Source organism: Psychrobacillus sp. FSL H8-0510, assembly GCF_038008345.1.
Taxonomy (GTDB): Bacteria; Bacillota; Bacilli; order Bacillales_A; family Planococcaceae; genus Psychrobacillus; species Psychrobacillus psychrotolerans.
In genome coordinates this window covers 569,766-582,944 of the sequence record NZ_JBBOYZ010000001.1, presented here as the reverse complement: position 1 = coordinate 582,944, position 13,179 = coordinate 569,766, and the positions used below count along the sequence as shown (strand labels likewise).

The following is a 13,179-nucleotide window of genomic DNA, read 5'->3' as shown; positions in this document are numbered from 1 at the left end:
CTCCTCAAATAAGTGCTTGTGCAGCAGTAATATAAGCTAACTTATAAACATCCTCTGCAGAACAACCTCGTGATAAATCATTAACTGGTGCATTCAATCCTTGTAAAATAGGGCCAATTGCTTCGAACTCACCTAAACGTTGCGCAATTTTATAACCAATATTCCCTGCCTCTAATGAAGGAAATACAAATACAGTCGCATCCCCTTGTAGTACAGCATCAGGCGCCTTTTTCGCCGCTATCGCAGGGACTATACTTGCATCAAATTGTAGCTCTCCTTCTATTAGAATAGTGGAGTCCAACTCTTTGGCTAATTCAGTTGCTCTCACTACCTTTTCAGTTTCCTCTGATTGCGCCGAGCCTTTTGTAGAGAAGGATAGCATCGCCACTTTCGGTTTTATACCAAAGGCTGCAGCTGTTTTAGCACTTTCAACCGCTATTTCTGCTAAATCCTCGCTCGTTGGGGAAATGGTAATCGCACAATCCGCAAATACATACCGAGTCTCCCCTTTCACCATAATGAATGCTCCACTTGTTTTCGAGATTCCTGGCTTTGTTTTAATAATTTGTAATGCAGGACGTACCGTTTCAGCAGTCGTATGCGCTGCTCCGCTTACCAAGCCATTTGCCTTTTTCATATAAACTAGCATCGTTCCGAAATAATTAACATCTTGTAGGATCTCTTGAGCTTGTTCTTCTGTCACTTTGCCTTTTCGACGTTCTACAAAAGCAGCGACAAGCTCGTCCATTTTTTCATAATTTTGAGGGTTAATAACAGTTAAAGCAGAAGGGACTTCTTCTTTGTTTCCAATAATAATAGGATGAATAATTCCTTCTTCCTGGAGTTTCAATGCCGCTGAAATGATTCGTTCATCATTTCCCTCTGGCAATATAATGGATAGTTTGGCGTCCCTTAATTTCTCTTTTATCTCTTGAAATAAATCTGCCATATTGTCTCCTCCTACGCTCTTTTTTGTTACTTCAAGCATACACGAGATTGTCACAGATTGTCATGTGCGAGCCGTACCATTAGAAGAAATGTTCGGGACTATATGATACACTAAATGGGAGATATTTTTAATCTAAAGGAGTGTCATAAATTATGAATGAAGCAGCAATTACATTAGATGGTTGGTACGTATTACATGATTTCCGCCAAATGGACTGGGCATCGTGGAAACAAGTAGATCCAGAACTACGCAAACAAGCTACAGATGAGTTCGTAGCATTTTTAGATGAAATGCAACTTGCGGATGATGCTAAAACAGGAGCACATGCTTTTTACACAATCGTTGGGCAAAAAGCTGATTTTATGTTAATGACATTACGTCCAACAATGGATGAACTTCAAGAACTAGAAGCAAGATTTAATAAATTAACAATTGCCGATTTCACAATTCCAGGTTACTCATATGTTTCAGTAGTAGAGTTGTCTAACTACCTTGCTGGTGAATCTAACGAAGATCCATATCAAAACCCACATGTACGTGCACGTTTATATCCAGAGCTTCAACGTTCTCAATATATTTGCTTCTATCCAATGGACAAGCGTCGTGACGGTAATGACAACTGGTATATGCTTCCAATGCAAGAGCGTAAAGATTTAATGCGTAGCCATGGTATGATCGGTCGCAGCTACGCTGGAAAAGTTAAGCAAATTATCTCTGGATCAATCGGCTTTGACGATTTTGAATGGGGCGTAACACTATTCTCAGACGATGTTCTTCAATTTAAAAAGCTAATATATGAAATGCGTTTTGATGAAGTAAGCGCTCGTTATGCTGAATTTGGATCATTCTTCACTGGTACTATTCTTGCAGGCGAGAAACGCTCTACATTCTTTAATATCTAAAATGAAAGGACTGCTATTGTGCAGTCTTTTTTTTTACTTCTATATGTCTATACAAAGTTTGTTCATCATTTGCAATCTGTTTGCATAGTGTATGGGTAGGAGGTGATGCAGTGGCAGTCGTCAAATCCACCACGAAACAAATGGAATTACTTGCACGGCTGATGCGAGCAGAAGCGGAAGGTGGGCTCGGCATGCTCATGGTATGAAACGTAGGAGTAAATAGAGTTCGTGCTGCCTGCCTAGATTTCAAAGATATCCGTACACTAGAGGAAATGGTTTTTCAAAGCCCTGGAGGATTTGAAGCAACGCAGAAATCGTACTTTTATCAACGAGCACGCGAACAAGATATAAGGCTCGCCCAAAGAGTTATTAATGGTGAACGTTTTCATCCTGCGACCCGTTCTTTATGATTTTTTTGAACCACCTGGTGAATACCCTGCACAGTGGTATAACCAATGGAATACAGGTCGTTTAAAATCGCATCGTTTCTTCTTTCCTTCCACTGCAGATTGTCCAGAAATTTAATCGAGAAAGGATGTATGAATGGTTCAATATTATTGGCACCCAGGAGGTTTCCCTCAACAGCAGCAAATGCAACAACCTATGACCCCCCCTCAAATACCGGCAGCTACTAGAGGACAGGAAGAATCTTATATTGAAAATATTTTAAGAGCCAACAAAGGCAAGTTAGGTACATTCTATTTTACGTTCGAGAACAACCGAGAAAGGAATAATTTTGTAGTTACCGGCTATATAGAAGCTGCAGGTCGCGATCATGTTATTATTAGTGATCCAAATGGTAAAAGATACTTAATGCTTATGATTTACTTAGATTATGTAACATTTGATGAAGAAATTAATTATTACGCTTAATACTTAAAGCTTATTCGTTATGCGAATAAGCTTTTTTGTTGTTTGAGTGAAACTCAGACCCGGTCCTCTTATAATAAAAACGTAGATATGAATTTTTTTCTCTGCTGATGTATCTGTTGGGCCAATTCGAGAAAGTTTCGACTCGTGGGAGTTAACACTTAATGTTGAGGGATTGAAAACCTCAAATCGTTACTTTGCTTCATGGTCCAGTGGGCATGGTAAAGGAGATTTTAATATGTATTTTTACAGTAATGACCCTGAAGAACCGAATGAAGAGTTCTCTATAAATTTTGAGGACATCATTGCCTATGCTTTAAAACGTTACAAGTTTCACCAGGTCTTTTCAGATGAAATAAATGCACAAAAAAGCAGTTGCTTGTTTTAAAAGAGGAAAATGATAAACGATACGGTAATGTAGGATATATGTGGGAGATTGGGAACTAATTTCTTTTTTTTATGCTCCATTGAATTTACCAGTAGACAATATTCATTTGTTGGGGTCGAAGGAGCTCTAACACTACTACTAAAAGATGCGTTCAAACCTAACTTGGTACAAACAATTGAAGGGACACCAGCAATTATTCACGGCTGCCCATTTGCGAACATTGCGCACGGGTGTAACTCTTTAATCGCCACCAACACTGCACGCAGACTTGTGGGTGTGGTCGTGACTGAAGTAGGCTTCGGAGCTGATCTAGGTGCTGAAAAATTTATGCACATCAAATCAAGAAAAGTTAATTTCCATCCGGATGCTGTCGTTATTGTAGCAACTCCGTGCACTTACCTAAGCTAGGTGCAGGTTTCTTAGTTTGCCTGACTGGCGACATCATGACGATGCCTGGTTTACCAAAACAGCCTGCTGCTCTAAAAATGGATGTTGGTCCTGATGGATGTTGGTCCTGACGGTGAAGCAATCGGTCTAATCTAAATCACTCTATAAGAAAATGGTGCCTGGCACCGAGACTCAAGCGAGACAATTATGTCACGCAATAAGTTTCGGTACCAAGCACTTTTTTTCTCTACCTACTATAAAACGAAGTTTAGATAATCAGATTTAATGGTATGCACTTAATTATAATCGGAATTGGGTGACATTTGACTTTTAGCTAACATGATTCTATATTGTTACGAGTGAATAAATATCACCCACTTCTACTCATGCTAGAGTAGAGGTTTTAACTATGCTTGTTTTTAAATAACATACTCTTTTTAGAGGTCATTAGAGAGGAATAATTAGGAATGGATTCAAATAAAAAACTTGGTTTATGGATACTGACTGCATTAGTAGTTGGTAATATGGTGGGCTCAGGTATCTTTATGCTACCACGCACATTAAGTGAGGTTGCCAGCCCAGCTGGTGCTCTGTCCGCTTGGCTTGTTACAGGTGGCGGGGTTTTGATGATTGCCCTTGTATTCGGAAACTTGGCAATCAGAAAACCTGATTTAAACGGTGGACCACAAATCTATGCCAAGGAGTTGTTCAAAACTGGAAGCAATTCTTCAATTCTATCGGGTTTTATGTCTTCTTGGGGATATTGGATTGGAAATTTGGTCGGGAACATCGCTATCATTACGACGTTTGCAGGTTATCTATCCACCTTTTTCCCAATCTTAATAAGTCAGGCAGAGCTTATTACAATCGGCTCCTTTACATTAAAAGTAGGAAATGCGTTAACTTTTATTGTCTGTTCTCTTCTATTATGGGGAGTTCATTTTATTATTCTTAATGGGATGGAGGGTGCCGGGAAAATCAATCTAGTGGCAACAGCTACAAAAGTAATCGCTTTTCTGTTATTCATTGTGATTGGCCTGTTTGCTTTCCAGAAAGCAAATATCCTTCCATTTGCTGCACCAAGATACGATGAGCTTGGACATCAAATCGGGTTATTTGGACAGCTTAATAACGCTGCAGTCGCAACACTGTGGGCATTTGTAGGCGTTGAATCCGCTATTGTTTTTGCATCACGTGCCAAAAAATCAATTGATGTGAAACGTGCTACCATTCTCGGACTGCTTATTGCCCTTGCCATCTATATTGGAATTAGCACTCTCGTTTTAGGAATGTTAAACCATGACGCACTCGTAGCGTCTGATAAACCACTGATTGATGCTATTTCTACTGTACTTGGGCCAGTTGGAGGTAAAGTTCTAGCTGCAATTGGGCTAGTCAGTTTATTCGGCTCAACAGTTGGTTGGGTTATGCTAAGCGCTGAAATTCCGTATCAAGCAGCAAAACAGGGATTATTTATTCCCTCGTTCTTAAAAGTAAATGAAAAAGGGATACCTGTTTTCTCGATGATCATTACAAACGGGATAGGACAATTGTTTATCTTCTCCACTATTTCTAATACAATTGCCGCAGCATTCGATTTCATGATTATTGTGGCCACACTGTCGTACTTGGTTCCTTACTTTATCGCTTCCACTTTCCAGTTGAAGCTAGTCTATACAGGGGAAACGTACAGCGCGAAAAGAACTCGAATATTGGACGGAATCATTGGTTTTTTTGCTACCCTTTACTCCATCTGGGTCATCTATGCTGGTACTGCAGACTTGATAACTTTTATATTTGGTGTACTTTTACTAGCTAGCGGAATCCTGTTCTATAATAGTGTTAAAAAAGCAAATAACCTATAACATGAAAAACACCTGCTTCATCCAATGAGATGAGGCAGGTGTTTTTTGAATAGCGATAGTTAATCGTCAAACTTTTGTACTTCTTATCACTGCATTTTATTTCTGCAACAATTTCTTTTGTAAAAAGCCGAACCCTTGATAGGTTCGACTTCCCGATTAGTTTGCGTATTTTACCGCGGCTACTATAAGCATAATCCATCCAACTAAAAATGCTACTCCACCGATTGGTGTTACTGCTCCTAAAATGCTAATACCTGTTAAGCTCAATACATATAAACTACCTGAGAAGATAATAATTCCTGCAAGTATAAAGTATCCTGCAGTATTCAAGGTAGAAATTGGACCGAGTACCTTGCTACTCATCAATATACCAATAGCAACTAAAGCTAATGCATGGAACATCTGGTATTGTACCGCTGTTTCCCATGTTGCCAAGTATTTGTCAGCCACTTTACCTTCCAAAAGATGCGCTCCAAAGGCTCCAAGTGCTACGGATAGAAAACCGTTAATAGCACCTGCTATAATAAAAAACTTCACGAAACTCTCCTTCTTTCTCTTAAAAATCGAATAGGGAATCACCATTTGCATCTTCTTCTTTTATAGCAACTGGTTGTGTAGGTAAAATTGTTGAAGTCGTTTGCACACTTCTAGTAGTTGGAACTTGTAATGGAATTTGCACTTCTAAACCAACATCACACAATGCTTTAATCGCAACTAATGATTCTCTGAAAGATTGCTCATTGCCACTAGTTTTTGCATATTTTAGATGTTTATCTATTTGCATTAATAGTTGCTCATTAGAAATCATTGTCTTAGTCCCTCCACTTGCTTTGGTTCAAATTTCATGCATTCCATTCCTGAGGAACGCAGTACTACTACGGAGGGAAGTTCCTTTGTTTTAAATCCGTAAGCTTTACAACCACGAGGATTTCTCGCATCCCATGTCGTAAAGAAATGTCGACATTTGAAACAATTTACAGCCAATGTCCTCCCCTACTTTCCATTGCCTATCGTAGCATAATTATAGGCAAAAATCGATTGGTTCCTCCCCCCATGCAGCTAAACTCGCATTGATTTTAGAATATGGCTTACTTCCTAAAAATCCTCGATGTGCACTTAATGGGCTTGGATGGGGTGCTTGAAGAATCGTATGTTTTTCTGTGTCAATTAGTGTTATTTTAGACTGCGCTGGCTTACCCCATAAAACAAATATAATAGGTTTGTCTCGGTTGGAGAGCTTTTGGATTACTGTATCCGTAAAAGTTTCCCAACCCATTCCTTTATGAGAGTTAGCTTCTCCTGCTCGTACAGTTAAAACTGTATTTAGTAAAAGGACCCCTTGTTTCGCCCACTTTTCTAAATATCCACTCGTTGGAAGAGGACAACCTAAATCATCTTCTAATTCCTTCAACATATTCCGTAAGCTTGGAGGTATACGAACACCTGGCTTCACAGAGAAGCTCATCCCATGGGCTTGCCCTTCTCCGTGATAAGGGTCTTGTCCCAAAATTACTACCCTGACATTATCATAGGTGGTCATCTTAAACGCACTGTCGATTTCGGTACGTTTGGGAAAAATTGTTTGAGATGCATATTCCTCATCTAAAAATAATTGTAACTTTTTAAAATAAGGCTTCTCCTGTTCCTCTCTTAACACATCTTTCCAACTAGGCATACTTGTCACTCCTTAAACTCCACTTCTACATCATAATTCACTAACTGGAACATTTCTTTCACTGACTTAGCCGCATTTTCTTCTGCTAGCTCTAAAATACCTTGTCCAGTTGTTTCTTCAATCATCATTTCTTTTGCAGTCTCTGCAAGTTCATATCCCTCTTTAATATCTGCTTTCTCACGGAATAGTCCTTCATATGAAAATACTTCTACCTGTTCAAATAAAATCTCTGGCCCACCTAGAAATTCAGGCTTTGGCAATATTAACTTAGCCGTCCTATTTTCTTCATCTAAATCTATATCTGACTCGACCACCTGCGAAAAATCGACACCTGCTTTGACAGAACCAGGTATAACCACTAGAAGTTGTCGCTTAGTGCCAGGTAAATCAATGCCAATCTCTTTTCCAAATACTGCATTATCTTGTCTTTCAATAATTACTTTCGTATAAGCCTGGGCAGTTGACAACTCATTTAACGCTTGTACTTGTTCCACAAATGAGCCTTTACTTTCAGTGAACGTACTTCCTTTAATAGCCCAAAAAGCTGCAAATGGAAGGGCTGCTATTAATAAGAGAATGAGTAGTCCAATAAGTAGGAAGGACTTTGTACCAAACCTGTATAAAGTTCGTGGCATCTTCCAAGCATTAAATCCTTTACGTGAAGGGCTTTCTGCAATAGTAGCTGCCAACTCATCTTGAGCTTTTAATTCTTCCAAGAGCTTTTCCATTTCACGAATCTTGTCCTCTTTTCGCATATCATCCCTCTTTCCTCTAAATCTATTACGTTTACATTAGCTAAAAGTTTCGCTATTAACAACTAATCTACCATGGTACGATAAAAAAAAGGAGTTTTTTCAAATGGCAGATTTTCACTATCGAGAAAAATTAAAACAGATTGAAAAAGCAGCTAGTACCAATATGGTTCCAGAAGGAGCTAAAAACATTGGATTGGGGTGCTTTATTTTTGTATTTGTTTTACTTATTGCATTCCTTATTTTCTTATCTGTTTCACTATGGGTAAACGAAATTATAGTTGGCTCCCTTGTAACAGGTATACTTGTTGTTGTTTGTTTATTTGTTTTATATAAGTTCTGGACAGCTCCTAAGATTCCTTAATGTAAATATCCGAAAAAATCTGCTACAATAAAATAATTATACGCAGCATAGAAAAAGGAGATAAGTCCAATGTCTATCAAAAAAACACTTACAATAGCTGGTTCCGATACTTCTGGTGGAGCTGGAATTCAAGCAGATTTAAAGACTTTCCAAGAACACGGTACATATGGCATGAATATTTTAACAGTTATTGCTACTATGGATCCTGATAACGGTTGGAGCCACGGTGTATTCTCATTGCCAGTAGAAGAGATTAAACGCCAAGCAAAAACGGCATTATCTACAAATGTGGATGCTATCAAAACTGGTATGTTAAGTACGGAAGAAATTATAGAGACAGCCGGTAATATTATAGAAGAAGCTGGAGTTAAAAGTGTAGTAATTGACCCTGTTATGGTATGTAAAGGCGAGGATGAAGTCCTAAATCCGGGGACCGTGGATGCAATGATCGAGTTTTTACTTCCACGCGCATTAGTCGTTACCCCTAACCTGTTTGAAGCTGGACAACTTTCCGGCCTTGGTGCATTGCACACAATTGAGGATATGAAAGCAGCCGCAGAAAAAATTCATGCTCTTGGTGCGAAAAATGTAGTCATCAAAGGTGGTAAGCAGTTAAAGCACGAAAAAGCTGTAGACTTATTTTACGATGGACAAACACATACACTTTTAGAAACAGAAAAAACAGAAACTACGTTTAATCATGGTGCTGGATGTACGTTTGCTGCAGCAATAACGGCAAATTTAGCTAATGGCTTTTCTGTTGCCGATTCAGTTTTTGAAGCGAAAGAATTCGTTTCAGCCGCTATCGCACACGGTTGGAAATTAAATCAATACGTTGGACCAGTTCTTCACGGTGCTAAAGGTAAATTCGGCGCTCCAGAAGTAACTACTACAACTGTTTAATAAGTATTTAAAAACTCGTAGAGTCATCGATGACTTACGAGTTTTTTTGTGTCTAATTCAATCATTCGCATCATTAAGTTTTTTTCATTATACTAATAGCAGACAGTATACTAGGAGGCAATATGAATGGAACTTGTTCAAGTAGAACGCTTGCAGGAGCTTTTGAATAATTTTGCAAACGAAGATGTATATATACATTTAGAAACAACAAATGGAGCCTATGCGGCACATTTTAATGAGAGTGTGTTTAATGCGGGTGCATTCATTCGTAACGTTATCATACGTTACGAACTTGGGAAAATAGCAGGAGAATCTCCACATCGTATAGGGTTAAAACTCCCGCATGGTTGGGTATATGCACAAGGGATTACCCATTTCGAGTTAGATGAGCACGGAAGATTATTGATGGCTGGACATGACCAAACTGGGAAATTGGCCGTTGCATTACAAATTAGCAAAACACCATTTACTTACTAAGGAGGACACATAAATGACATTACCAATGGAACGACATGTATTAGTTGTATTCCCTCACCCTGACGATGAAGCATTTGGGGTATCAGGTACAATAGCAACTTATATTAAGCAAGGAATTCCGGTTACATACGCTTGCTTAACACTAGGGGAAATGGGAAGAAACTTAGGAAACCCTCCTTTCGCCACTCGTGAGACATTGCCGCAAGTTCGCAAAGATGAACTACTTGCATCTGCTAAAGCAATGGGAGTGACAGACCTTCGTATGATGGGTTTACGTGATAAAACGGTAGAATTTGAGGACGATGAAAAAATGGTAGAGATGATGCAAAACCTAATCTCTGATACGAACCCTTCCCTAGTAATTACGTTTTATCCAAATTATGCAGTTCATCCTGATCATGATGCGACTGGACGTGCAATGATTCGCGCAGTGAGACGTATGCCTGAGGAACAACGCCCAACAATATATGCTTTAGCGTTTTCAAATGATTCTAAGGAAGTCTTAGGAGAGCCAGATATTGTTCATAACATTAAAGAAGCTGCAGAACAAAAAATGGGATCTATGCGTGCGCATATTTCACAGACTGCATGGATGTTAGAAGAAATGGATAAACGTCTAGCTGATGGAGAAACTGAAGCAGAAAATTGGCTAAACTTCGAACGTTTTTACACATATGACTTCTCCAAAGATTTCGAATAAAGGAACTTTCTTTAAGCTATAGACTTCTTCATGCAATTGAATTATTATGTATAAACAGTATTAGTTGATGTATAAATATTCATATATATAGAAAGTTGGTCTTTTGCATGAAAAAGTTTTCTTTATCCACTTGGCTATTATTCCTGCTACCATCTATAGCAGGTGTTATTCTTTTTATGATCCCTCTACCTATTGACGAAGGAATTCAAATACCTATTGCATGGTTTGCTAGTATTCTTTCTACCTTACTTGAACCAGTCGTCCAATGGGTTGCATTAGTAACACTTTTAATCGCTGCGATTGGCTCGATTATTTTTCTGTTCAGACCAAAAGAAGAGACTTTTATCAATAACTTATTCAAAGTAACTCCTTTTTGGACAGTTACACGTATTGTCGGTGCAGTCTTTTCTATTTTAATCATCTGGCAGATTGGTCCTGAGGCAATTTGGAGTGAAAATACAGGTGGAATGTTATTAAGTCCTACTGGACTGGTGTCCTTCCTATTTACCATTTTCTTGTTCGCAGGATTGTTGTTACCTCTACTACTAAACTTCGGACTATTGGAGTTCTTTGGTACGATGATGGTGAAAATCATGCGTCCTCTATTTAAGTTACCCGGTCGCTCTGCCGTTGACGCACTTACTTCATGGGTTGGAGATGGGACAATCGGAGTTTTGCTTACTAGTAGACAGTATGAAGAAGGTTATTACACGAAGAAAGAAGCAGCTATTATTGGTTCTACTTTCTCCGTTGTTTCTATAACATTTTGTATCGTTGTATTAGATCAAGTTGGTTTAGGCAATTACTTTATACCGTATTATTTAACCGTTCTACTTTGTGGTGTTGTACTTGCGTTTATCATGCCAAGAATTTACCCACTTGCTGGAAAAGAGGATACACATATTGACGGACGTCCTCTTGATTTAGAAGCAGAGAAATACCCTGAAAATTATAATGCCGTTACGCATGGTTTAGAAAATGCATTGAACACGGCTAGTAAAAACCGTTCAATTGGCAAGTTTTTTACGGATGGTATAAAAAATGTGATTGATATGTATATTGGAGTTGCACCTGTAGTACTTGCATTCGGTACAATTGCATTAATGCTTGCAGAGTATACTTCGGTATTTACTATTTTAGGTAAACCTTTTGAGCCCCTATTAATGTTATTTGGTATTCCAGAAGCAGCGGCAGCAGCACAAACAATGGTTGTTGGTTTTGCGGATATGTTCCTTCCGTCTATTCTTGGAGCATCTATTGAATCAGAAATGACTCGCTTCTTTATCGCTACAATGTCTGTAACGCAGCTGATTTATATGTCTGAAGTTGGTGGCTTGTTATTAGGTTCGAAAATTCCGGTTAATATTAAAGACTTAGTCGTTATTTTCTTATTACGTACGCTTATTTCATTCCCAATCATTGCAGTAGTCGCACATATATTGTTTTAAATAAGAAAGACCAGGTATAAAAAACACCCGGTCTTTGTAGATAAAACCTGTTTCTATTGTTAAAGTACTTTGGACAGATTTTATGCTATATGATTACCATTTGATTTTCAAAGAGGCTGTTCGTGACTAATGTCACAAATAGCCTCTTTTTTCTCGGTAATCTTATGGGTTTTGATTGTCCATCGTCTTTTTTAGATAACTAGAGAAAAAATGTTATCCAATTTTTATAGCACCAAAATCAATTAATGATACAACAGAAAAACAGCGGACCTTATAGAAGGTCCGCTGTTTGTTTTGCTGCTAGTTTAGTTAACATATCTTTTGTCATTGCATCTAGATCATATTTATATGAAAAGCCCCATTCTTCCTTTGCAGCAGCTGCATCTATAGAATCTGGCCAGCTATTTGCTATTGCTTGACGAATCGGATCCACTTCAAAGTCCATAGTGAAAGTCGGTATTTCCTTACGGATAGATGCTGCGATTTGCTCTGGTTCAAAGCTCATTGCCGTTACATTGAACGCATTGCGATGGATCAATTTTGAAGCATCTGCCTCCATTAAGTCCACAATTGCCTGCAAAGCATCTGGCATATACATCATATCCATATATGTTCCAGCTGCAATATATGATGTATACGAAGCCTCTTTAATCGCTTTATAATAAATATCCACTGCATAATCAGTCGTTCCACCACCAGGTAAAGTTTCATTGGAAATCAGCCCTGGGAAACGCAATCCACGTGTGTCTAACCCAAATTTATTAAAGTAGTAATCACATAATAATTCACCTGAGACTTTGTTCACTCCATACATCGTTGTTGGACGCTGTAATGTATCCTGAGGAGTATTCTTTTTAGGCGTAGAAGGCCCAAATGCTCCAATAGAACTTGGAGTAAAGAACTGCAAACCTAGTTCTCTAGAAGCTTCTAGTGCATTTACTAACCCACCCATATTTAAATTCCATGCAAGTAATGGTTTAGCCTCTGCAGTTGCTGATAAAAGAGCTGCCATATGGATCATCGTATCTGCTTTAAAATCCTTCGCAAGTTGATGCATTTTTTCCCCATCGGTCACATCTAAAATTTCAAAAGGACCACTTTCTGATACAGGTGAAACAACATTTCTAATATCCGTTGCTAATATATTGTCTGAACCATACTCTTTTCGCAATTTGGTTATTAACTCTGAACCGATTTGCCCTAGAGCTCCGGTAACCATAATTTTTTTCATATTATTCTTCCTTCCAAAAACATTTGTATTTTTGAGGAGTACAAAATTGACACCAAAACCATTGATATTACTAGTCTTTCGTGAAATTAATTATACAATGTTCCCTCAATAAACACAATACAACTTTAAAAGAGTTTCTTATAGTGAAGTACAGGAGGATCATATGAGACTACTTCCATACATCTCTATATTTGTTTTAGGAGTTGCATTAACGGTGCTTGTCTATTTGCAGTTATGCCTTATGCAATAGATGTAATTATAGTAAGAA

The 13,179-nt window shown here is 38.4% G+C and carries 17 protein-coding genes and 2 pseudogenes; 12 read left to right on the top strand and 7 right to left on the bottom strand.

Annotation, left to right across the window (positions count from 1 at the left end):
• Window positions 1–4 precede the first annotated feature (4 nt).
• Window positions 5–949, bottom strand: a complete 945-nt coding sequence (gene pta / locus MHI40_RS02905; protein WP_340761438.1) for a phosphate acetyltransferase — start codon at window positions 947–949, stop codon at window positions 5–7.
• 152 nt (window positions 950–1,101) lie between these two features.
• Between pta and hemQ the strand changes: the two genes are divergently transcribed.
• From hemQ to MHI40_RS02870, 7 genes and pseudogenes are all read left to right on the top strand, one after another.
• Complete coding sequence (gene hemQ / locus MHI40_RS02900; protein ID WP_093535847.1) at window positions 1,102–1,851, top strand: hydrogen peroxide-dependent heme synthase; 750 nt, start codon at window positions 1,102–1,104, stop codon at window positions 1,849–1,851.
• 110 nt (window positions 1,852–1,961) lie between these two features.
• Window positions 1,962–2,376, top strand: a pseudogene (locus MHI40_RS02895) (cell wall hydrolase).
• A gap of 18 nt (window positions 2,377–2,394) precedes the next feature.
• Window positions 2,395–2,724 carry a spore coat protein GerQ gene (gene gerQ, locus MHI40_RS02890; RefSeq protein WP_340761437.1) on the top strand — a complete coding sequence of 110 codons (330 nt, stop codon included), beginning with the start codon at window positions 2,395–2,397 and terminating at the stop codon, window positions 2,722–2,724.
• Window positions 2,725–2,959: 235 nt separating this feature from the next.
• Window positions 2,960–3,109, top strand: a complete 150-nt coding sequence (locus MHI40_RS02885; protein WP_340761436.1) for a hypothetical protein — start codon at window positions 2,960–2,962, stop codon at window positions 3,107–3,109.
• A gap of 108 nt (window positions 3,110–3,217) precedes the next feature.
• Window positions 3,218–3,496: pseudogene (locus MHI40_RS02880) on the top strand (formate--tetrahydrofolate ligase); the annotation flags it as partial.
• 2 nt (window positions 3,497–3,498) lie between these two features.
• A complete protein-coding gene (locus tag MHI40_RS02875) occupies window positions 3,499–3,627 on the top strand; it encodes a formate--tetrahydrofolate ligase (protein WP_340761435.1) in 129 nt (42 codons plus the stop codon).
• A 336-nt stretch (window positions 3,628–3,963) separates the two neighbouring features.
• Entirely contained in the window at window positions 3,964–5,361 is a 1,398-nt protein-coding gene (locus MHI40_RS02870; protein WP_340761434.1) for an amino acid permease, read from the top strand.
• 156 nt (window positions 5,362–5,517) lie between these two features.
• On the opposite strand, the gene MHI40_RS02865 is transcribed toward MHI40_RS02870, so the two are convergent.
• The 5 genes from MHI40_RS02865 to MHI40_RS02845 are packed head-to-tail and all read right to left on the bottom strand — an operon-like array spanning window position 5,518 to window position 7,791.
• Window positions 5,518–5,898, bottom strand: coding sequence for a DUF423 domain-containing protein (locus tag MHI40_RS02865; RefSeq protein ID WP_093535853.1), 381 nt, complete (start codon window positions 5,896–5,898; stop codon window positions 5,518–5,520).
• Window positions 5,899–5,917: 19 nt separating this feature from the next.
• Window positions 5,918–6,169, bottom strand: coding sequence for a YwdI family protein (locus tag MHI40_RS02860; protein WP_093535855.1), 252 nt, complete (start codon window positions 6,167–6,169; stop codon window positions 5,918–5,920).
• Window positions 6,166–6,345 carry a uracil-DNA glycosylase gene (locus tag MHI40_RS02855; RefSeq protein WP_340761432.1) on the bottom strand — a complete coding sequence of 60 codons (180 nt, stop codon included), beginning with the start codon at window positions 6,343–6,345 and terminating at the stop codon, window positions 6,166–6,168. Before MHI40_RS02855 ends, MHI40_RS02860 begins: the two co-directional genes overlap by 4 nt.
• A 37-nt stretch (window positions 6,346–6,382) precedes the next feature.
• A complete protein-coding gene (locus tag MHI40_RS02850) occupies window positions 6,383–7,036 on the bottom strand; it encodes a uracil-DNA glycosylase (protein ID WP_340761431.1) in 654 nt (217 codons plus the stop codon).
• 5 nt (window positions 7,037–7,041) lie between these two features.
• Window positions 7,042–7,791, bottom strand: coding sequence for a DUF4230 domain-containing protein (locus tag MHI40_RS02845; protein WP_340761430.1), 750 nt, complete (start codon window positions 7,789–7,791; stop codon window positions 7,042–7,044).
• Between the two features lie 103 nt (window positions 7,792–7,894).
• Between MHI40_RS02845 and MHI40_RS02840 the strand changes: the two genes are divergently transcribed.
• The 5 genes from MHI40_RS02840 (at window position 7,895) to MHI40_RS02820 (ending at window position 11,680) form a co-directional block, all read left to right on the top strand.
• The gene (locus MHI40_RS02840; protein ID WP_093535863.1) at window positions 7,895–8,152 is read left to right on the top strand and encodes a hypothetical protein; all 258 of its coding nucleotides are present in this window, start codon (window positions 7,895–7,897) and stop codon (window positions 8,150–8,152) included.
• A 69-nt stretch (window positions 8,153–8,221) separates the two neighbouring features.
• Window positions 8,222–9,055 carry a bifunctional hydroxymethylpyrimidine kinase/phosphomethylpyrimidine kinase gene (gene thiD / locus MHI40_RS02835; RefSeq protein WP_093535865.1) on the top strand — a complete coding sequence of 278 codons (834 nt, stop codon included), beginning with the start codon at window positions 8,222–8,224 and terminating at the stop codon, window positions 9,053–9,055.
• A gap of 126 nt (window positions 9,056–9,181) precedes the next feature.
• Window positions 9,182–9,532, top strand: coding sequence for a YojF family protein (locus MHI40_RS02830; protein WP_093535867.1), 351 nt, complete (start codon window positions 9,182–9,184; stop codon window positions 9,530–9,532).
• Between the two features lie 13 nt (window positions 9,533–9,545).
• Complete coding sequence (gene bshB2, locus MHI40_RS02825) at window positions 9,546–10,232, top strand: bacillithiol biosynthesis deacetylase BshB2 (RefSeq protein WP_093535869.1); 687 nt, start codon at window positions 9,546–9,548, stop codon at window positions 10,230–10,232.
• A 107-nt stretch (window positions 10,233–10,339) separates the two neighbouring features.
• A complete protein-coding gene (locus MHI40_RS02820; RefSeq protein ID WP_093535871.1) occupies window positions 10,340–11,680 on the top strand; it encodes a YjiH family protein in 1,341 nt (446 codons plus the stop codon).
• Between the two features lie 271 nt (window positions 11,681–11,951).
• On the opposite strand, the gene MHI40_RS02815 is transcribed toward MHI40_RS02820, so the two are convergent.
• A complete protein-coding gene (locus MHI40_RS02815; RefSeq protein ID WP_093535873.1) occupies window positions 11,952–12,911 on the bottom strand; it encodes an L-threonine 3-dehydrogenase in 960 nt (319 codons plus the stop codon).
• Window positions 12,912–13,179 lie beyond the last annotated feature (268 nt).